Source organism: Mycoplana sp. MJR14, from assembly GCF_029210525.1.
Classification (GTDB): domain Bacteria; phylum Pseudomonadota; class Alphaproteobacteria; order Rhizobiales; family Rhizobiaceae; genus Mycoplana.
In genome coordinates this window covers 312,186-333,729 of record NZ_JARGEO010000005.1, presented here as the reverse complement: position 1 = coordinate 333,729, position 21,544 = coordinate 312,186, and the positions used below count along the sequence as shown (strand labels likewise).

Below are 21,544 nucleotides of genomic sequence, written 5' to 3'. Positions count from 1 at the left end.
GGTGGAGGTTGTCTACCTGCCGCGAGCGGTGGCCGACCTTCGATGGTTGCGACGCTATTACGCCGTCGTTTTTCCGGAAGGGGCAAAGCGCGCGCGAGAGCGCGTACTTGCGACCGAGCGCCTGCTGTCGGAAAATCCCCATGTCGGCGAACTGACAGGGATCGCGGACGTTCGCGAGTTTCCCGTAAGACGAACGCCGTTCCTGTTCGTCTATCGCATCAGGTCAGAGCGCGTGGAAATCCTTCGTGTGTGGGATCAGCGCGGCGATCCTCAGCGTTTCGGCGTCTGACGCTTTCACGCATCCTCGGGCCGGTCCTTCGGGTCGAACTGGATGATGGTCATCCAGTTGGCCGTCAGGGCGGGCTTTCGTTCGTTCTCGATCTCGACGGTCACGTCGTAGGTGATCATCAGCATGCCGGCGCCGCGGAAGCGGGCGTCGGCCATGATGAAGCGGCCGCGGACGCGTGCGCCGGACTTGACCGGCGTCATGAAGCGCACCTTCTCGAAGCCGTAGTTGATCCCCATCGTCTGTTCGATCACGCGCGGCAGGCAGTCGTAGTTCATCGCCGACAGGAGCGACAGGGACAGGAAGCCATGGGCGATCGTACCGCCGAACGGGGTTTCGGCGGCGGCGCGGACGGGATCGGTGTGGATGAACTGGTGGTCCTCGGTTGCCTCGGCGAAGCGGTCGATCATGGTCTGGTCGACCGTGAACCAGCGGGACACGCCGATCTCCTGCCCGACGAGGCCCTTGACGTCGGCAAGATGAACTTCGCGAGGCATTATTCTCGATCCTTTCGTCCGGCAAAACGTACGCGTGTCCCCGCGCGATCTTTAGCCTATGCCGAGCCCGTTGATAACTGGTTTCGTTGCGATTTTCCGCCCCGCCGTCTCTTCCGGTTCAGGACGAGGCGAGACGGATATCGATGCTGCGCGGCGCGATCGCCTCCGAGGGCTCATCGCCTTCGACGAGAAGGCTCCGCCATGGACCGCCTGCTGCCGGAAGCGCGAGCGGCACGGGCTCCGTCCCCCGGTTGATGCAGACGGCGAGCCGCACCTGGCGCCCTGCCTCGTCGGCGCACTCGAGCAGCATCACCAGGGCATCGGCGGCCGGCGCCTCCCAGTCGGCAACCTGCATCGGCGCACCGTCGGGGCGGAGCCAGGAAACCGCGCCGTCGTCCCCGAAGAACGTTGCATCGGTGAAGACCGCGAAGCGGCGGCGGATCGCGGCAAGCGCTGCCGTGTGTGCGATCAGCGTCGCGTCGAGCCTCATCCAGTCGAGCCAGGTGATGGCATTGTCCTGGCAGTAGGCATTGTTGTTGCCTCTCTGACTGCGTCCGCCCTCGTCGCCGGCGGTGAGGAGGACCGTCCCCTTCGAGACGAACAGGCTGGCCAGCAGCGCCATCGCGTCGCGGCGGCGGGCGGCACCGATGTCCGGATCGTCCGTTGCGCCCTCGGCGCCGTTGTTCCAGGAATGATTGTCGTTGTGGCCGTCGCGATTGTCCTCGCCGTTCGCCTCGTTGTGCTTGTCGCGGTAGGATACCAGATCCATCAGGGTGAAGCCGTCATGGGCGGCGACGAAGTTGACGCTGCGGGTGCGGGCTGCGCCACCGCGAGCGAACACATCGGACGAGCCGCAGAGTGCGGTGACGAAGGCCCCGAGCCGCCAGGGATCGCCGCGCCAGAAGAGGCGGGTGTCGTCGCGAAACCGGTCGTTCCATTCGAGGAAATGTTCGGGGAAGTTGCCGAGCTGGTAGCCGCCGGGGCCGATGTCCCAGGGCTCGGCGATCAGGATGCGATCGGCGAGGACCGGATCGGCCCGCACCTCCTGGAAGAGCACGGCGTTCGGATCGAAGCCCGCGGAGGTGCGCCCGAGAATGGATGCCAGGTCGAAGCGGAAGCCGTCGATGCCGGCGTTGACGACGAAGTGGCGCATCGTGTCGAGGATCAGGCGGCGGACGACGGGGTGGTCGCAGGCGATCGTGTTGCCGCAGCCGGTGTCGTTGACGAGGGTGCCGGGGCTGCCGGCGGCGTGGCGATAGTAGGTCCGGTTGTCGAGGCCGCGCATGGAAAGCGTCGCACCGAAACGGTCGCTCTCGCCGGAATGGTTGAAGACGAGGTCGAGGATGACGCCGATACCCTCGGCATGCAGCGTCGCCACCGTCGCGGCGAGTTCCGCCACGCCGCCCGGCGCAAGCCGCGGGTCCAGCGCCATCAGCGCGATCGGATTGTAGCCCCAGCTGTTGTGCAGCCCGAGCGGGGGGAGGTGACGCTCGTCGATCCAGGCGACGATCGGCATCAGTTCGACGGCATCGACGCCGATGCGCTTGAGATGCGCGATCACCGCAGGGTGGGCAAGCGCTGCGATGGTGCCGCGGAGGTGTTCCGGCACTTCCGGATGAAGCATCGTGAAGCCGCGGACGGCGACCTCGTAGATGACGCCGCCGCGGCGAAACTGCGGGCGGGCCACCGCCACCGGACGGTCGCCCGTAACGATCGCCTTCGGCACGAGATCGGCGGTTTCGACGCCATGCTGCGTCAGGCGGACGTCGTGGACGAAGCGGCGGTCGAGTTTTTTTGCATAGGGGTCGACCAGGAGTTTCGCCGGATCGAACCAGAGGCCGTCGTCCGGGGAAAAGACGCCGTCGGCGCGCAGGCCGTAGCGGGCGCCCTCGCCGATGCCTTTGATGAAGATGTGGTGGAGATCGCCGTCGCGCTGCATCGGGATCCGGCGGAGCTCCTGCCGGCCGTCGTCGTCGAAGAGGCAGAGTTCCATCCGGGCGGCATCGCCGGAGTGGACCGCGAAGGCGACGCCGCCGTCCCGGACCGTGGCACCCAGTGTCGTGTCGATCGGTTCTGGCATCGCTTGGAGGCTCCGGTGAAAATCGTGTTCCTTCTCCCCGATTGGGGAGACGGTGGTCCAAAGGACCGAAGAGACCGTGACGAATGGCTCCGGCAGAACGCTTCACCGCCGCCCGCTCCGCCCTCGGCAGGGCGGGCGCGAGCGGCCATCGGTGCTGTCAGGTGATCACGCTCGGCGCGTCGCGGCCGGTGCGGGCCCTGATGTCGGCGATCTCGTCGGCGATCGCGATGAGGTCGGCGAGCGCGGTCTGCGTCTCGATGTCGTGGCGCGCGGTATCCGGTTCGAAGCGCTCGATGTAGACGCGCAGGGTGGCGCCGGAGGTGCCGGTGCCGGAGAGACGGAAGACGATGCGCGAGCCGCCGGCAAAGAGGATGCGCACGCCCTGGTGCTCGCTGACGGACTTGTCGATCGGGTCGTGATAGGCGAAATCGTCCGCCTTCTCGACGGTCAGGCCGCCGAAGCTCTTGCCGGGCAGGTCGGCGAGTTTGGCACGCAAGTCGGCCATCAGGCCGTTCGCGGCAGCCGAATCCACCTCTTCGTAGTCGTGGCGGGAATAGTAGTTGCGGCCATAGGTCGCCCAGTGCTGGCGGACGATGTCGATGACGCTTTCCTTGCGCACGGCGAGGACGTTGAGCCAGAGCAGCACCGCCCAGAGGCCGTCCTTCTCGCGGACGTGGTTGGAGCCGGTGCCCGCACTTTCCTCGCCGCAGATCGTCACCTTGTCGGCATCGAGCAGGTTGCCGAAGAACTTCCACCCCGTCGGCGTCTCGTACATGCCGATGCCGAGCTTCTCGGCCACGCGGTCGGCGGCGCCGCTCGTCGGCATCGAGCGGGCGATGCCGGAGAGCCCCTTGCTGTAGCCGGGCGCCAGGTGCGCGTTGGCGGCGAGCATGGCGAGGCTGTCGGACGGCGTGACGAAGATGCCGCGGCCGATGATCAGGTTGCGGTCGCCGTCGCCGTCGGAGGCCGCGCCGAAATCCGGCGCGTCGTCGGCCATCATCGTCTCGTAGAGCGCGCGGGCGTGGACGAGGTTCGGGTCCGGGTGGTGGCCGCCGAAATCGGGCAGCGGCATGAAGTTCAAGACCGAACCCTTCGGCGCGCCGAGGCGGTTCTCGATGATCTCCTTCGCATAGGGGCCGGTGACGGCGCTCATGGCGTCGAACACGACTCGGAAGCCGCCGGCGAACATGGCGCGGATCGCGGCGAAGTCGAAGAGTTGCTCCATCAGTTCGGCGTAGTCGGCGACCGGGTCGATGACCGTCACCGTCATGCCCTCGACGGTCTGGGTGCCCTCGAGGTCGATGTTGACGTCGGCGACGTCGGCGATCTTGTAGCTGTCGATCGCCTTGGTGCGGGCGAAGATCGCATCGGTGATCTTCTCCGGTGCCGGCCCGCCGTTCCCGATGTTGTACTTGATGCCGAAGTCCTCGGTCGGGCCGCCGGGGTTGTGGCTCGCCGACAGCACGATGCCGCCGAAGGCCTTGTGCTTGCGGATGACGTTGGAGGCGGCCGGCGTCGACAGGATGCCGCCGCGGCCGACGAGCACCTGGCCGAAGCCGTTGGCGGCCGCCATCTTGATCGCGATCTGGATGACCTCCCGGTTGTAGTAGCGACCATCGCCGCCGATCACCAGCGTCTGGCCGGCGAACCCTTCGAGCGAATCGAAGATCGACTGGATGAAGTTCTCCGCATAGTTCTCCTGCTGGAAGACGGGCACCTTCTTGCGAAGGCCCGAGGTGCCGGGTTTCTGGTCGCTGTAAGGCTTGGTGGATACGGTCTTGATCATGACTTAGACTCTCGCAAGGAGGCTGGAATAAAGTTTGCGGTAGCGGTCGGCGCTGCGTTCCCAGGAAACGTCGCACTTCATGCCCTGGCTTTGCAATCGGGCCCAGACCTTAGGTTCCTCAAATGCGGTGAAAGCGCGGCGGAGCGCCTGTCGAAATCCGTCGGCGGTGACGGGCGTGAACTGGAAGCCGGTGGCGACGCGGGCGTTGAGTGCCGCCTCGTTGGCGTCGATCACGGTGTCGGCCAGGCCGCCGGTGCGGGCGACGATCGGAACGCAGCCATAGCGCAGGCCGTAGAGCTGGGTCAGCCCGCAGGGCTCGAAGCGCGAGGGTATCAGGATCGCATCGGCGCCGGCCTGCATCAGGTGGGACAGCGGTTCATTGTAGCCGATGACGACGCCGATGCGGCCGGGATGACGCGCGGCGGCGGCCAGCAGCGCGCCTTCGAGGGCAGCATCGCCGGCGCCGAGGATCGCAAGCCGGCCGCCTTCCGCCACTATCCAGTCGGCGGCATCGGCGATCAGGTCGATGCCCTTCTGCCAGGTCAGCCGCGAGACGACGCAGAACAGCGGGCCGGCGCCGTCGTCGAGACCAAAGCGCTCCATCAGCACCTTTCGGTTCTCCGTCCGCTGCCGCAGCGAGGAGGCGCCATAGGGGGCGGCGATGTGCGGATCGGTCGCCGGGTCCCAGACCGCCGTGTCGATGCCGTTGACGATCCCCATCAGCTGGTGAGCGCGCGCGTTGATGAGGCCGTCGAGCCCCATTCCGAAGTCGGGCGTGGTGATCTCCTGCGCATAGGTCGGGCTGACGGTGGTCACCTCCCAGGCGGTGCGCAGGCCGCCCTTGAGGAAGCTGACATGGCCGTAATATTCCAGACCCTCGACGCTGAAGGCATCCTGCGGCAGGCCGAGCGCCGGGAAGATCTCCGCGCCGAACTGGCCCTGGAAGGCGAGGTTGTGGACGGTGATGATGTTCGGCACGCGCTCCAGGCCGGTATAGCGCATGTAAACCGGCGTCATCGCCGCCTGCCAGTCATGCGCATGGACGATATCGGGCCGCCAGTCCGGCAGCATGCCGCGGGCGATCTCGCAGGCGGCATGCGAAAGGGCGGCGAAGCGCTTCCAGTTGTCGGGATAATCAAGACCCGTGACGTCGAGGTAGGGCCCGCCGCTGCGGTCGAAATAGGCGGGCGCATCGAGGATCAGCAGGTCCAGCCCGGCATGGTCGACGGCGAGGATCCTCATCTCGTCGCCGAAGGTGCTCGTCATCGAGGCGACCTTGTGCGGTCGTACGACCTGCTGGATGACGGAAGGGTAGCCCGGCAGCAGCGTGCGCATCCGCACGCCCTGGTGGCCGAGCGCGAGCGGCAGCGCGCCCGCCACGTCGGCGAGCCCCCCGGTCTTGACCAGCGGGAACACTTCCGATGCGACGGACAGTACATTCATGGCGCCGCGGTCCTAGAGGTCCAGCTTGTCGATCATCGCCTGGGTGATCAGGCAGATGCCGTTTTCGGACCGGCGGAACCGGCTGGCGTCGAGAACCGGATCCTCGCCGACGATCAGCCCCTCCGGGATCACGACGCCGCGATCGATGACGACGTTGCGCAGCTGCGCATGACGGCCGATCGTGACGTCCGGGAGGACGACCGCGCCCTCGAGACGGGAATAGGAATTCGCCCGCACCCCGGTGAAGAGAAGGCTGCGATGCAGCGACGAACCGGAGATGATGCAGTCGCCGGACACGAGCGAGGAGATCGCCGAACCGCGCCGGTCCTCGTCGTCGTGGACGAACTTGGCCGGCGGCTTGATCTCCGCGAAGGTCCAGATCGGCCAGGTGCTGTCGTAGATGTCGAGTTCGGGGGTGATGTCGGTCAGGTCGATATTCGCCTGCCAGTAGGCGTCGACGGTGCCGACGTCGCGCCAGTAGGCCTCACGCTCGAAGTCGGAGCGGACGCAGGAGGAGGTGAAGCGGTGGGCGACGGCCTTCCCGTTCGCGACGATATAGGGGATGATGTCCTTGCCGAAGTCGCGCGAGGAGCTGGGGTCGGCGGCGTCGCGGCGCAGCAGGTCCATCAGGAACTTCGTGTGGAAGACGTAGATGCCCATCGAGGCCAGCGCCATCTCCGGATTGCCGGGGATGCCGGGCGGATCGTCCGGTTTTTCGACGAAGGCGATGATCTCGTCCTTCTCGTTGACGTGCATGACGCCGAAGCCGGTGGCCTCCATGCGCGGCACCTCGAGGCAGCCGATCGTCACCTGCGCGCCGGAATCGACGTGCTGCTGCAGCATCAGCTCGTAGTCCATCTTGTAGACGTGGTCGCCGGCGAGGATGACCATGTATTCGACGCCGTAGTCCTCGATGATGTCGATGTTCTGGAACACCGCATCCGCCGTGCCCTCGTACCACTGCGTCTCGGAGACGCGCTGGCTGGCGGGCAGGATGTCGAAGCTCTCGTTGCGCTCGGGCCGGAAGAAGTTCCAGCCGCGCTGCAGGTGGCGGATCAGCGAGTGCGCCTTGTACTGGGTGGCGACGCCGATGCGGCGGATGCCGGAATTGAGCGCATTCGACAGGGCGAAATCGATGATGCGGGCCTTGCCGCCGAAATAGACGGCCGGCTTGGCGCGGCGATCGGTCAATTCCTTCAGGCGGCTCCCCCTTCCGCCTGCCAGTACGTAGGCCATCGCGTCGCGCGCGAGCGGCTGATTGCGTTTCTGCTCCATCGTGTCCTCCCCGACCACTAGTTCATGCGTCCTGTTCCAGCAGCAGCGTTGCCAGCGGCGGCAATGTTATCACGGCTGAAACGGTCCCGTTCTTGTCTCTTTGTGCCTGCACGGCGCCGCCATTGCCCTTGCCGGAGCCGCCATAGATCTCGGCGTCCGTGTTCAGGATCTCCTTCCAGCGTCCCTCGACGGGAAGCGGGATCCGGTAGCCCTCGCGATAGACCGGCGTGAAGTTGGTGACGACGGCGATCGTCTTTTCGCCCGGCGCCTTGCGCAGCCAGGCGAAGACCGAATTGTCGCGGTCGTCGGCGAGCAGCCATTCGAAGCCCTCGCCCTCGCAGTCGCGCCCGTGCAGGGCGACCTTGCGCTTGTAGGTGCCGTTCAGGTCGCGCACCAGGCGGCGCATGCCCTCGTGCATCGGATATTCGAGCAGGTTCCAGTCGAGCGCGCGGTCCTCGCTCCATTCGCGCCACTGGGCGAATTCCTGGCCCATGAACAGGAGCTTCTTGCCGGGGTAGCCCCACATGAAACCGTAGTAGGCGCGCAGGTTGGCGAATTTCTGCCAGTCGTCGCCCGCCATCTTGGCGATCAGCGAACCCTTGCCGTGCACCACCTCGTCGTGGGAGAGCGGCAGCACGAAGTTCTCGGTAAACGCATAGAGCAGGCCGAAGGTCATGTCGTTGTGGTGGAACTTCCGGTGCACGGCCTCGCGCGACATGTATTGCAGCGTGTCGTGCATGAAGCCCATGTTCCACTTGAAGCCGAAGCCGAGCCCGCCCTCGTGGACGGGGTGGGAGACCTTCGGCCAGGAGGTCGATTCCTCGGCGATCGTGATCACGCCGGGCCGGGTGCCGTAGACGCGCGCATTCATCGTCTGGAGGAACCGGACGGCCTCCAGGTTCTCGTTGCCGCCGTATTCGTTCGGCACCCATTCGCCGTGCTTGCGCGAATAGTCGAGGTAGAGCATCGAGGCGACCGCATCGACGCGCAGCCCGTCGACATGGAATTTCTCCGCCCAGTAGAGGGCGTTGTTGATCAGGAAGGCGAGCACTTCCTGGCGGCCGAAATTGTAGATCGCCGTGTTCCAGTCGGGATGGAAGCCCTGGCGCGGGTCCTCATGCTCGTAGAGGGCGGTGCCGTCGAACCAGCGCAGGCCATGCTCGTCGGTCGGGAAATGCGCCGGCACCCAGTCGAGGATGACGCCGATGCCGACCTTGTGGGCGCCGTTGACGAAGCGGGCAAAGCCCTCCGGCTCGCCGAAGCGCGCGGTCGGCGCATAGAGCCCGGTCGTCTGGTAGCCCCAGGACGGGTCGAAGGGGTATTCGGAGATCGGCAGGAACTCGATGTGGGTGAAGCCCATCTCGACGCAGTAGGGGATCAGCCGGTCGGCGAGTTCGTCCCAGGAGAGCATGTCGCCGTTGTCGCGCCGCTGCCAGGAGGCGGCGTGCACCTCGTAGATGGCGATCGGCTGCCGGCGCGGATCGGTCTTCGACCAGTGCTCACGGTGGGCCTCGTCCTCCCAGGTCTGGTCGATCTCGGCCGTCGTCATCGAGGCGGTCCGCGGGCGGAGTTCCGAGCGGCGGGCGAAGGGGTCGGCCTTCAACGGCAGCACCTCGCCGTTCTTGCCGACGACCTCGTACTTGTAGGCGTGGCCGGCCGCGACGCCGGGCAGGAAGATCTCCCAGATGCCGGTATCGCGGCGCAGCCGCATCACGTGGCGGCGGCCGTCCCACTCGTTGAAGTCGCCGACGACGGAGACCCGCTGCGCATTCGGGGCCCAGACGGCGAAATGGAAGCCGTCGACGCCGTCGAGCGTCAGCGGATGCGCGCCCATGCGCTCGAACAGCCGCAGGTGCGAGCCCTCGCGGATATAGTAGTCGTCCATCGGGCCGAGAACCGGGCCGAAGGAATAGGGGTCGACGACGATCCACTCGCCGCCCTCGTTGCGGGCGCGGTAGCGGATCGGCTGCAGCTTTCGAACCGACACAGCGCCGGCAAAGATGCCGGCGGGATCGAGGCAATCGAGTTCGCCGATCGCCTTGCCGGCAAGCGTCTCCGCGGTGACGGCTTCGGCATGCGGGATGAAGCAGCGCGCGACGAACTTGTCGCCGGCCTGGTGAATGCCGAGGACGGCAAAGGGATCCGGATGACGGCTTCCCAGAATGGCCTCGATGTCGGCATTCGCCAGACCCGTCGATGGTTGCTCCAGCGGGTCCTTCCGTGCCATCAAACGCCCCAGATCTCGGTTGCGTACTGGCGTATCGTGCGGTCGGACGAGAACCAGCCCATGCGGGCGGTGTTGTGGATCGCCTTGCGCGTCCAGGTCGTCCTGTCGTTCCACAGCGCATCGACGTCGCGTTGCGCCTTGGCATAGGCGTCGAAATCGGCCGCGACCATGAACCAGTCGTGGTCGTAAATGCCGTCGATCAGGCCGGTGAAGCGGCCGCGGTCGTCCGGCGAGAAGACGCCGGAGGAGATGGCGGAGAGCGCCTGGGCGAGTTCCGGCGAGCTCTCGATGATGGCGCGGGGATCGTGGCCGTCGGCGCGGGCGCGCGCGACTTCATCCGCCGTCATGCCGAAGATGATGATGTTGTCGTCGCCGACATGGTCGCGCATCTCGACATTGGCGCCGTCGAGCGTGCCGATCGTCAGCGCGCCGTTCAGCGCGAACTTCATGTTGCCGGTGCCGGACGCTTCCATGCCGGCGGTCGAGATCTGCTCGGAGAGGTCGGCGGCGGGAACCATGATCTCGGCGAGCGAGACGTTGTAGTTCGGCACGAAGACCACTTTCAGCAGGCCGCGGACGGCGGGATCGTTGTTGATGACGCGCGCGACGTCGTTGGCGAGCTTAATGATCAGCTTGGCGTTGTGGTAGCTGGGGGCCGCCTTGCCGGCAAACAGCTTGACGCGCGGAACCCAGTCGCGTTCCGGCCGCGAGCGGATCTGGTCATAGAGCGCCACCGCCTCGACAATGTTCAGCAGCTGGCGCTTGTATTCGTGGATGCGCTTGATCTGGATGTCGAACATCGCATCGGGGTCGATGCGCAGGCCGAGGCGGGCCTGCACGAGATTGGCGAGCCTGATCTTGTTCGCCCGCTTGATCGCGGCGAAGCTTTCCTGGAAGGCGCGGTCGCCGGCGAAGGCGTCGAGCGCCTTGAGCTTTTCCGTGTCGTCCTCGAAATCCGGGCCGATCGTCTCGCGGATCAGGTTGAACAGGCCGGGATTGCACTGCATCAGCCAGCGGCGCGGGGTGATACCGTTGGTCTTGTTGTTGATGCGGGACGGGTAGAGCCGGTGCAGGTCGGCAAAGACCGTCTCCTTCATCAACTCGGTGTGCAGCGCGGACACGCCGTTGACGGAGTGCGAGCCGACGAAGGCGAGGTTGCCCATGCGCACCCGCCGCTCCCCGCCTTCCTCGATCAGCGAGATGTTGCGGATCTGCTGGTCGTCGTATCCATGTTCCTTGCGGGCCTCGAGCAGGATCTTGGCGTTGATCGCATAGACGATCTGCATGTGCCGCGGCAGCAGGCGCTCGAACAGCGGCACCGGCCAGCTTTCCAGCGCCTCGGGCAGGAGCGTGTGGTTGGTATAGGCGAAGGTATCGCGGGCGATGTTCCAGGCGGCGTCGAAATCCATGCCGTGGACATCGGTGAGCAGCCGGACGAGTTCGGCGACGGAGACGGCCGGATGGGTGTCGTTCAGATGGATCGCGACCGCGTCCGGCAGGGAGGTGAAATCCGGATACTGCTGCAGATGACGGCGGAGAATGTCCTGCAGCGAGGCGGAGGAAAAGAAGAACTCCTGGCGCAGCCGCAGTTCCTGACCGGCCGGCGTCGCATCGGCCGGGTAGAGCACCCGCGTCAGGCTCTCGGCCTTGTTGCTCTCCCGCAGCGCGCCGATGTGGTCGCCGGCGTTGAAGGCGTCGAGCAGGATCGGGTCGATCGGATAGGCGGACCACAGGCGCAGCGTGTTGACCCGCTTCGCCCGCCAGCCGACGGCCGGCGTATCGTAGGCGGTGGCGATCACCCGTTCGGCCGGCTTCCAGACGAAGCGCTGCCGGCCTTCGCCGAGATCGAGTGTCTCGACGCCGCCGCCGAAGCCGATCTCGTAGGAGCTTTCCCGGCGCTCGAACTCCCAAGGGTTTCCGTGCGCGAGCCAGGTCTCCGGCAGCTCGACCTGCCAGCCGTCGGCGATCTGCTGGCGGAACAGGCCGTGCACGTAGCGGATGCCGTAGCCATAGGCCGGCACGTCGGTCGTCGCCATGGATTCGATGAAACAGGCCGCGAGCCGTCCGAGGCCGCCATTGCCGAGCGCCGCATCCGGCTCGAGCTCGGCGATGATGTCGGTGTCGACGCCGAGCGAGGCCAGCGCCTCGCGCATCTCGTCCATCAGGCCGATATTGGTCATGGCGTCGCGCATCATGCGACCGATCAGGAATTCCAGCGACAGGTAATAGACGCGCTTGGAGCCGGTGGCATAGGTGCGCCGCGTCGAATCCATCCATTTGTCGGTGATGCGGTCGCGCGCGACCAGGATGGCGGCGGTCAGCCAGTCATGCGGCTTTGCGACCTTGGGATCCTTGCCGATGCGGTATTTGAGGCGTTCCAGCAGTTCGGTCGCAAGCTGCGTCGGCTCGGTCGATCTTGGCGCGGGGGCGGGGATATCGCTGGAGGAGACCTTGTCCATCATGAGCGGTAACGAACCCCTTCGCAGTATCGGCAAGCCGGTGAAGCATTGTCTCTAAAGACAATTTTGCATCTATCCGAAACGCTTGCAATACGGTCGGGGAAGAAAGGAGCCATGCGATCGCTGCAAGGCGATGCCTGCGAAATGGACAGAGCCCGCTGCGCGCCGGGCGGCAGCGGGCCTCATTTTTTCGGTTTCGCCGGCCTCAGTGGGTCAGGCGGGCGACGACTGCGGTGGCCTTCTCGCCGATCGCCTTGAACGCGGCGACCAGCTGGGTCATGTCGTCCGCTTCGAAATAGTTGGCTTCGGTGGTGGCGCAATACTTCAGAAGCGCCTGGCCACGGTCCGGCGCCATGAAGGCGACCGTGTAGACCTCGACCTTGGCCGCACGCGCCTTGTCGCAGGAGGCCTTGGTTTCCGTGTCGGACCGATTGCCGTTCGCGTCGGACGACTTGCCGTTATAGGCCGTGTTCGCACCATCCGTCATGAAGACGATGTACTTGGTCGGCACCTGGCCGTTCTTGTCATTGTGCGCCGGAATTTCCGTTTCCTTGGAGCTGTCGGCCGGGACCAGCTTGTCCAGCGCCTTGGCGAAGGCCGCGTGCGAGTCCGTACCGCCGGTGGGCTCGGTCGGCAGGGCGTTGACGTAGGTCGAAGCGCCCGTCGTCCCCCACGCCAGCTGGGTCTCGGTCTGCATCTGGTCGTTGTAGGAGACGGCCGCGGTCCGGACCAGTTCGTTCTCCGGATCGGCGGTGTTCAGTTGCGTCGTCAGGTTGGCGACGGCCGCCTTCAGGGCGGCGATCTTCCTGACGTAGCACGGCTTCGTTGCCTTGATATCCTGCCCCCAGTTGCTTTCCGTCCAGTTCTTGCAGGCGACGGTCTGGCTGGCGATCTCGTCGGTCTTGAACGACATCGAGCCGGAGCGGTCGAGCACGAGGAACATGGAAAGCGCGCTCTTGGATTCGGTCGCGCTCTCGGCCGTCGTGCTGGCGTTGATGGTCGCCTTGTCCTTGACGAGAAGGCGGGTCAGGGGATTGAGCGGCATCTCATAGCTGGCGGAGACGTTGATGACCCAGGACTTCCCGGTGCCCACCGTGGAGGTCTCGTCGATGTCGATCAGGCTGGAGCCCAAGGCGTAGGTGTCCTCTTCCTTCTGCTCCTCGCCCTCGGTCTCCGGGTCCTCGCCGGGAGAGGCGCCACCGCTCCGCATCTGCGTTTTGAGAAACTCCAGTGCCAGCTTCTTCGCATCGTCGATACTCATGCCGTCGTTCGCGAGCGCGGATGCGGCGGCGAGCGCTGCCGAATCGGAAGCGTCCTGCAGCCGGTTCTTGGTCATCATCATCTTGGTCAGGTCGATGGAAATGCCGCCGGCACCCAAGAGCACCGGCAGCAGCAATGCCGTCATCATGCCGAAATTTCCAAGACGGTCCTTTAGAAGGCGGGAAAGGACACCCTGTTTTTCCGTTGCCGATTTCATTTTGCGCCACCCCATCATCATAATGTTGGGCGGACATTAGCGCCGATAAATGAGCGGCCGGTTTCTGCGATCGCTAAAATGCGAGCGAACACGAAGAAAGCCCCTGAAAGCAGGTGTTTGAGGCCGGGACGGGCTGTCTCCAATCGGGACTCGCTGCCCCGCCTTGCAACACCGGCGTCCGGCCTTCGTTCGCCGCTCCTTACGCGGGCTGGCGCACCGGCACGACGTCGACGGCCTGCTTGGTCTGCTGCTGGCCGTAGCTCTTGACGATGCCGATCACCGGCGCCACGTCGGAGTAGTCGCGGCCGTAGCCGACGACGATGTGATCGGTGCCGGCGGCCATGTTGTTGGTCGGGTCCAGCTCCACCCAGCCGTTGGTCGGGCCGCACCAGAGCCTGACCCAGGCGTGCATGGCGTCCGCACCCTCCAGGCGCTCCTTGCCCGGCGGGGGGATGGTGCGCAGGAAGCCGCTGACATAGCCGGCCGGAATGCCGAGGCTGCGCAGCGCCACGATCATGACATGGACGAAATCCTGGCAGACGCCGCGCTTCAGCCGGAAGGCCTCCTGCGGCGAGGTATCCACGGTCGTCGCTTCGGTGTCGTAGGTGAAGTCCTTGTGGATGCGCGCGCACAGGGCGGCGGCGATCTCGCGGACGGTCATGCCGGGGGCTGTGACCGACCGCGCATAGTCGGCAATTTCCGGGCAATCCGGAAGGCGCGGGCTGTGGCCGGTGAAATGGTGGGGCGAGGCGGGGTCGAGCGACCAGCAGGCCGCGATCTCGCGGGCGAGCTCGCCCGTCTGCGGCGAGAAGTCGGGCTGCTCGTTCGTCGCGTCGACCTGCACCCGCGCCTGCATGTCGATCTCGAGCCGGTCGTGGACGTTGCGGAAATGGATCAGCGTCGCCTGGTTCTCGAAGAAATCGATCACGCCCGTCCGTTCCACCGGCTGCGGAACGATGTCGAGCGAACCGGCGATCAGCCGCTGGCGCCCCGGGATCGAGCGCGGCAGCACGCGCACCATGTGGCGGCCGCCCGAGACGGGGAAGTCGTAGTCGTACTCGATGCGCAGGCTGATGTCATAGAGCATGGGGATCCCGTCTCAGCTGAGGTATGTTTCGCCGAGAATGTCGGAGAGCTTTTCCAGTTCGGTCTCGAAATGCCGGTAGGCCTCCGGCGTCATGCCCTCCGGCGTCATGACCGCAAGGCCTGCGTGCAGCCGCATCGCCTCGCGGTAGAAGGGGGACATCTGCCCGTTCGAATAGGCGTTCGGCAACTGCTCGATCTCGGTCTTGATCTCGTTCAGCTGGTAGAGCACGGAGCGCGGGTTGAGCGGGTCGAGCGCCAGGAGGTCGGTGACGGTCAGCCTGGCGGTCGCGACATTGTAGCGGCGGCGGTGGGTCATCACGCTGTCGCCGATCTCGAGCAGCATGTCGAGCGCGCCGTCGGGGGCGTCCTCGCCGGACAGATGGCGCAGCAGCCGCGTCATGTGCAGGCCGCGCTCCAGGTAGCGGCCGACCGAAAGAAAACGCCAGCCTGTGAAGCGGTACATGTTTTCATGCACGAGACCGGCGAAGCCCGCGAGCTTGCGCAAGAGCACGGTCATGGCGCGGGTGGCGTCGTCGCCCGGGTGGATCGAATCGTGGAAGCGGCGCGCGGTCTTGGACAGATCGGCCAGCGCCAGCCAGCCGTCCGGGGAGAAGCGGTCGCGGATGTTGCTGGCGGAAAAGACGGCGCTGTCGATGCTGGCGAGCAGGCTGGAGGGCACGGGCTCGGCGGTGTCGATGTCGAGCTGCTTCAGGTAGTCGGAGACGTCCTTCAAAAGCGGCTGGTCGGGGTCGGCATATTCGGCGAAGCGGCCGTGCCAGGCGCGCAGGATGCGCAGCGCCCCCTCGGCGCGCTCGATGTAGCGGCCGAGCCAGAAGAGGTTGTCCGCCGCGCGGCTCGGCAGGCTGCCGGGCAGGTTGCGGGTGAAGCTCTCGTCGGCGGGTAGGAGCGAGGTGCGGTCGACCGGCCGGTCGCTGACGATCCAGACGTCGGCGGCCGAGCCGCCCTCCTGCATGGTGATCGCAGAGACGTCGCTGCCGGAGGAGATGCGGGCGAAGCCGCCCGGCATGATCTGCCAGCCGTCGCGGGTGCGGGCGGCGAAGACGCGCAGGCTCATCGGCCGCGGCACGAGCCGGCCGTCGACATAGGCCGGCGTCGTCGAAAGCGTGACCGCCTCCTGGCCGACGAGGCGGGCGCCTTCGGCCGATAGCCACTCGGCGATCGACCGGTTGTCGTTCTCGCGCGGGGTCGAGCCGAGCGCGGACTGGCCGTTGTCGTCGAAGAAGGGGCGGGTCGAATAGGCGGGGCCGATCACCATCTTGTCGATGTTGGCGGCGACATGGTCGCGCTCGGCCTGCTGGCCGCACCACCAGGTGGCGATGCTCGGCAACAGCAGGTCCTCGCCGGTCAGGTAGCGGCTGATCGTCGGCATGAAGGCGAGCAGCGCGCGGGTCTCGAGAATGCCGGAGCCCAGCGCGTTGACGATCCGCACGGAACCGGCCCGCAGCGCCTCGACGATGCCGGGCGTGCCGAGCTGCGACTTGTGGTTCAGTTCCAGCGGATCGGCAAAGCTGGCGTCGAGCCGCCGCCAGAGCACGCTGACATGCTTCAGGCCAGCGACGGTGCGCACCATGACGCGGCCGTTGACGACGGCCAGATCCTCGCCCTCGAGCAGCATGAAGCCGAGATAGCGGGCGATGTAGGCGTGCTCGAAATAGGTCTCGTTGGCCGGGCCCGGCGAAAGCACGGCGATGCGGTCGTCCTCGAACTGGCGGCCGGCCAGAAGCGCGTCGCGGAAGGCGCCGAAGAAGCCGGCGAGCCGGTGCACATGCGTCTCCGCATAAACGTCGGAGAAGGCGCGGGCGGTGGCGACCCGGTTTTCCAGCGCAAAGCCCGCACCCGAAGGCGCCTCGGTGCGGTCGGACAGCACCCACCAGTTTCCGTCCGGGCCGCGGCCGACCTCGAAGGAACAGAAGTGCAGGAAATGGCCGCCGGCCGGGGGGACGCCGACAAGCGGGCGCAGGTATTCCTGGTTGGTGCCGATCAGCGACGCAGGCAGGAGGCCCTCCGACACCAGCCGCGCCGGGCCGTAGATGTCGGCGACGATCGTCTCCAGCAGTTCCACGCGCTGGATCAGCCCGCGCGACAGGTTCTCCCATTCGGCCTGGTCGATCAGGACGGGAATGTGGGACAGCGGCCAGGCGCGCTCGCCGCCGGCCTCCTTGCCGTAGGCGCGATAGAAGACGCCGGCGTCGCGCAGGTAGCGGTCGGCACGGGCGAAGCGGTTGGCGAGCTCGGCCTCGTCCATCCGGCCAAGGGCGGCAAGCAGCTTCTGCCAGGCCGGGCGGATCGAACCGTCGGGGGAGACCATCTCGTCGGCGATGCCCGGCAAGGGCGCATAGTTCATGAGCCCCTCCAGCAGCGGGTTTCCCGCGATACGCTCCGCCTCGGCCGCCTTCGATGTCAAGTCCTACACTCCTGGCGGGCGCCTCAGATCCAGCGTCAGCGGGAAATCCCGCGAGATCGTTTCCTCGAACACCCCGTAGCTGCCCGGGTTGTGTCCCCAGGGCTCGAATCGGGCGAGCCGCCTGGCCTCCGCCTCGTTTCCGTTCACAGGGAAGGTGTCATAGTTTCGTCCGCCGGGATGGGCAACGTGGTAAATGCAGCCGCCCACCGCTCTGCGCGACCATGTATCATAAATATCGAAGGTCAACGGCGTGTTGACGGGGAGCGCGGGGTGCAGGCCGGAGGCGGGCTGCCACGCCTTGTAGCGAACGCCCGCGACGGCGACGCCGCTGGCGCCGGTGGGCGCAAGCGGAACGCGGCGGCGATTGCAGGTGACCACGTAGCGTTCCGGGTTCGCCGTCTCGAGCTTGACCTGCAGCCGCTCGACGGAGCTGTCGACATAGCGCACGGTGCCGCCGATCGCGCCCTGTTCGCCCATCACGTGCCAGGGCTCCAGCGCCTGGCGCAGTTCCAGCTGCGCGCCCTCGTATTCGACCTCGCCGCAGAAGGGGAAGCGGAACTCGAGCTGGGCTGCGAACCACTCGGGCCGCAGGTCGAAGCCGTTTTCGCGCAGGTCGGCCAGCACTTCGAGGAAATCCTGCCAGACATGGTGCGGCAGCATGAAGCGGTCGTGCAGCGTCGTGCCCCACCGCACGAAGGCGCCGGCGGCGGGCCTGAGCCAGAAGCGTGCGATCAGGGCGCGGATCAGAAGCTGCTGCGCCAGGCTCATGCGCGCGTTCGGCGGCATCTCGAAGCCGCGGAACTCGACGAGGCCGAGCCGTCCGGTCGGGCCGTCCGGCGAAAACAGCTTGTCGATGCAGATCTCGGAGCGATGGGTGTTGCCGGTGACGTCGACGAGCAGGTTGCGGAACAGCCGGTCGACCAGCCAGGGAAGCGGCGGCGTGCCCTCGCCGGGGGCGGGCACCTGCGCAAGCGCGATCTCCAGTTCGTAGAGGCCGTCGTGGCGGGCTTCGTCGATGCGCGGGGCCTGGCTGGTCGGGCCGATGAACAGGCCCGAGAAGAGATAGGAGAGCGAGGGATGGCGCTGCCAGTGCAGCACCAGGCTCTTCAGGAGGTCCGGCCGGCGCAGGAACGGGCTGTCGTTCGGGTTCTTGCCGCCGACGACCACGTGGTTGCCGCCGCCGGTGCCGGTGTGGCGGCCGTCGATCATGAACTTGTCGGCACCGAGCCGGCTCTGGCGCGCCTCCTCGTAGACGGCCGTGGTGATGTCGACGCACTCCTCCCAGCCATAGGCCGGATGGATGTTGACCTCGATGACGCCCGGATCGGGGGCGACGCGGATGACGTTCAGCCGCTCGTCGTGCGGCGGCGCATAGCCCTCGATATGCACCGGCAGGCCGAGTGCCTTGGCGGCGCGCTCGGCGGTGGCGATGAGTTCGAGATATTCCTCGACGCCTTCGGTCGGCGGCATGAAGACGCACAGGCGGCCGTCACGCGCCTCCACGCTGATCGCCGTGCGGACCTTGCCGACGATGTCGGAGACGACCTGGCGGACCTGTTCCTGCTGGCCCTCGGCGGCATGGAAGTCCACCGCGATCTGGCGCTGGGGCTCGGCGAAATCCGGCAGTTCACCGCGCTCGACGGTGGGATCGACCGGGTTGATGTAGGGATAGGACGAGGGAGACAGCCACGGCAGCGAGCCGAGCGGCAGGCGGTAGCCGACCGGGCTGTCGCCGGGGACGAGGAAGATGCGGCCGCGCCGGGTCTGCCATTTCTCGCTGATCCAGCGCCGGCCGGCGGCGCGCGCGTTCCACGCCTGCACGGGCAGGACATAACCGCTCGGCTTCGTCAGGCCGCGCTCGAAGACGCGGGCGATGCGGCTGCGGGCCTCGGGGTCCTCGAGCCTGGAATTCGACGGGTCGACGTTGTCCGGAAGGTTCGCCTCCTTCAGGACCCATTCGCCCGGATCCTCATAGGCCGGCAGCACCATCTCCGTCTCGATGCCCAGTTCCCCGGCGATCGTCGTCAGGAGGCGCTCGGCATCGTCGTTGGAGACCGGATGGGTCGCGTGTTCCTCGGCGATCAGGGCCGGATCGGACCAGATCGGCTTGCCGTCGCGGCGCCAGTAGAGCGAGAAGGTCCAGCGCGGCAGGCTTTCGCCCGGGTACCACTTGCCCTGGCCGTAGTGGAGGAAGCCGCCGGGGGCGAAGCGTTCGCGCAGGCGGCGGATGAGCGCATCGGCCTTCTCGCGCTTCGTCGGCCCGACGGCGTCGGTGTTCCATTCCTCGGATTCGTCGATCGAGACGAAGGTCGGCTCGCCGCCCATCGTCAGCCGCACGTCGTTTTCGGATAGCACCCGGTCGACGTCCTTGCCGAGCGCGTTCAGCGCTTCCCAGGACTCGTCGGAGAAGGGCTTGGTGATCCGCGGGTGCTCGGCGACGCGGGCCACCCTCATGTCGAAGTCGAAGCTGGTGTTCGCCTCGCCGAAATAGTCGCCGCTGATCGGGGCGGCGTTGCGGTAGTGCGGGGTTGCGGCGAGCGGGATATGGCTCTCGCCGGTCAGCAGCCCCGAGGTCGGGTCGAGGCCGATCCAGCCGGCGCCGGGCAGATAGACCTCGCACCAGGCGTGCAGGTCGGTGAAGTCGTGGTCGGTGCCGGAGGGGCCGTCCAGCGCCTTCAGGTCCGGGGTCAGCTGGATCAGGTAGCCGGAGACGAAGCGGGCGGCGAAGCCGAGATTGCGCAGGATCTGCACCAGCAGCCAGCTGGAATCGCGACAAGAGCCGCGGGCGCTCGTCAGCGTCTCCTCCGGCGTCTGCACGCCGGGCTCCATGCGGATGACGTAGCCGACCTGCTGCTGCAGCCTGGCATTGAGGCCGACGACCATGTCGACGGTGCGCTGGCGCGAGCGGTCGACGGCGTCGAGGAAGGCTGCGAGCGCCGGCGTCAGCGGTTCGGGTTCGCGGTAGATGCGCAGATCCTCGCGCAGGTCGGCGGGATAGTCGAACGGCCAGTGCTCCGCCTCCTCCTCGACGAAGAAATCGAAGGGATTGTAGACCGTCATGTCGGCGACGAGATCGACCTCGATCTTGAGCTCGGTGACCGGGTCCGGAAAGACGTAGCGCGCGAGGTAGTTTCCGTAGGGGTCCTGCTGCAGATTGACGAAGTGATTCGGCGGGGAGACCCGCAACGAATGGCTGATCACCTTGGTCTTCGAGTGCGCGGCGGGCTTCAGCCGGATGATCTGCGGCCCGAGGCGGACGGGCCTGTCGTATTTGTAGTGGGTCAGATGGTAGATACTGGCCTTGATCGACATAGGCGCGCTTTTCCCCTCGTGGCGGGTCTTTGCCGCCATCGAGGGGAAGTTTGTGCAATGCAAAGGAAGATTGCAAGCGGCAATGGCCGCGGGCCTCCTCCCTCGCCGTGTAGGGTCCGGCTCAGCGGATCGGTGGGTTGAGCCGGGCGAAGCCCTCCTGCCTGTAGTAGGGGAAGTAGGGGTAGGGCGCCGTCGTCTCGCTCGCCGCCGACAGCCGGTCGATCTGCTCCTGCGACAGCGACCAGCCGACCGCGCCGAGGTTCTGGCGAAGCTGCTCCTCGTTGCGGGCGCCGATGATGACGCTCGATACCGTCGGGCGCGCCAGGAGCCAGGCGATCGCCACCTGCGGCACGGACTTGCCTGTCTCCGCGGCGACGGCCTCCAGCGCATCGATGACATCGTAGAGACGGGCCTCGTCGACCGGCGGTCCGTAGTCCGCCGTCGCATGCAGCCGGCTGCCGGCCGGCAGCGGGGCGTTGCGGCGGATCTTGCCGGTCAGGCGCCCCCAGCCCAGCGGGCTCCAGACGAGCGCGCCGACGCCCTGGTCGCGGGCGAGCGGCATCAGTTCCCATTCGTAGTCGCGGCCGACCAGCGAATAATAGACCTGATGGGCGACGTAGCGCGGATAGCCGTGCTTCTCGGCGGCCGCCAGCGATTTCATCAACTGCCATCCGGCGAAATTGGAGACGCCGACATGGCGCAGCTTGCCGGCATCGACCAGGCTCGCAAGGGTGGAGAGAACCTCTTCGACCGGCGTGCCGGCGTCGAAGGCATGCAGTTGCAGGAGATCGATATAATCGGTGCCGAGCCGTTCCAGCGCCGCCTCGACCGCGCGGATGATCCGCGAACGCGACGTTCCGGCATCGTTCGGCCCGTCGCCGACCGGCAGGGCCATCTTGGTGGAGATCAAGGCTTCGTGCCGGCGCCCCTTCAGCGCGGCGCCCAGCACGGTCTCGGAAGCGCCGTTCGAATAGACGTCGGCGGTGTCGAACAGGTTGACGCCCGCCTCCAGGCAGATGTCGACCAACCGTCGCGCCTCGGACTCGCCGGTATTGCCCCAGGCGCCGAAGAGGGGGCCCTCGCCGCCGAAGGTGCCGGTTCCGAAGCTCAGGGCCGGCACCATCAGGCCGGATGCACCCAATCGTCTGTATTCCATGTCCATCTCCTGTCGCTCAGGCGCACTGCGGCGCC

13 protein-coding genes are annotated in these 21,544 nt (G+C 66.6%); 1 reads left to right on the top strand and 12 read right to left on the bottom strand.

The window, feature by feature from the left end:
- The first annotated feature begins 1 nt into the window (after position 1).
- Positions 2–289: a type II toxin-antitoxin system RelE/ParE family toxin gene (locus tag P0086_RS14830; protein ID WP_275786832.1), complete on the top strand. Its 288-nt coding sequence runs from the start codon at positions 2–4 to the stop codon at positions 287–289.
- 5 nt (positions 290–294) lie between these two features.
- On the opposite strand, the gene P0086_RS14825 is transcribed toward P0086_RS14830, so the two are convergent.
- The 12 genes from P0086_RS14825 to P0086_RS14770 form a co-directional block, all read right to left on the bottom strand.
- Positions 295–783 carry a MaoC family dehydratase gene (locus tag P0086_RS14825; protein WP_112593631.1) on the bottom strand — a complete coding sequence of 163 codons (489 nt, stop codon included), beginning with the start codon at positions 781–783 and terminating at the stop codon, positions 295–297.
- Positions 784–901: 118 nt separating this feature from the next.
- Entirely contained in the window at positions 902–2,863 is a 1,962-nt protein-coding gene (gene glgX / locus P0086_RS14820; RefSeq protein ID WP_275786828.1) for a glycogen debranching protein GlgX, read from the bottom strand.
- A 157-nt stretch (positions 2,864–3,020) separates the two neighbouring features.
- The gene (locus P0086_RS14815; RefSeq protein WP_148149581.1) at positions 3,021–4,649 is read right to left on the bottom strand and encodes an alpha-D-glucose phosphate-specific phosphoglucomutase; all 1,629 of its coding nucleotides are present in this window, start codon (positions 4,647–4,649) and stop codon (positions 3,021–3,023) included.
- Between the two features lie 3 nt (positions 4,650–4,652).
- Positions 4,653–6,092 (bottom strand): glycogen synthase GlgA, encoded by a 1,440-nt coding sequence (gene glgA, locus P0086_RS14810; protein ID WP_275786825.1) that lies wholly within the window; start codon positions 6,090–6,092, stop codon positions 4,653–4,655.
- Between the two features lie 12 nt (positions 6,093–6,104).
- A complete protein-coding gene (gene glgC / locus P0086_RS14805; RefSeq protein WP_112593635.1) occupies positions 6,105–7,367 on the bottom strand; it encodes a glucose-1-phosphate adenylyltransferase in 1,263 nt (420 codons plus the stop codon).
- 22 nt (positions 7,368–7,389) lie between these two features.
- Positions 7,390–9,594 (bottom strand): 1,4-alpha-glucan branching protein GlgB, encoded by a 2,205-nt coding sequence (gene glgB / locus P0086_RS14800; RefSeq protein ID WP_275786821.1) that lies wholly within the window; start codon positions 9,592–9,594, stop codon positions 7,390–7,392.
- Positions 9,594–12,053, bottom strand: a complete 2,460-nt coding sequence (locus P0086_RS14795; RefSeq protein WP_162714945.1) for a glycogen/starch/alpha-glucan phosphorylase — start codon at positions 12,051–12,053, stop codon at positions 9,594–9,596. Before P0086_RS14795 ends, glgB begins: the two co-directional genes overlap by 1 nt.
- A 205-nt stretch (positions 12,054–12,258) precedes the next feature.
- Entirely contained in the window at positions 12,259–13,461 is a 1,203-nt protein-coding gene (locus P0086_RS14790) for a pilus assembly protein TadG-related protein (RefSeq protein ID WP_275786819.1), read from the bottom strand.
- Between the two features lie 268 nt (positions 13,462–13,729).
- On the bottom strand, positions 13,730–14,617 hold the full coding sequence (locus P0086_RS14785; RefSeq protein WP_275786817.1) for a transglutaminase family protein: 888 nt from the start codon (positions 14,615–14,617) through the stop codon (positions 13,730–13,732).
- A 12-nt stretch (positions 14,618–14,629) separates the two neighbouring features.
- Complete coding sequence (locus tag P0086_RS14780; protein WP_148179351.1) at positions 14,630–16,981, bottom strand: circularly permuted type 2 ATP-grasp protein; 2,352 nt, start codon at positions 16,979–16,981, stop codon at positions 14,630–14,632.
- Between the two features lie 63 nt (positions 16,982–17,044).
- Positions 17,045–20,353 (bottom strand): transglutaminase family protein, encoded by a 3,309-nt coding sequence (locus P0086_RS14775; protein WP_275786815.1) that lies wholly within the window; start codon positions 20,351–20,353, stop codon positions 17,045–17,047.
- Between the two features lie 121 nt (positions 20,354–20,474).
- A complete protein-coding gene (locus P0086_RS14770; protein ID WP_275786812.1) occupies positions 20,475–21,509 on the bottom strand; it encodes an aldo/keto reductase in 1,035 nt (344 codons plus the stop codon).
- Positions 21,510–21,544: the final 35 nt, after the last annotated feature.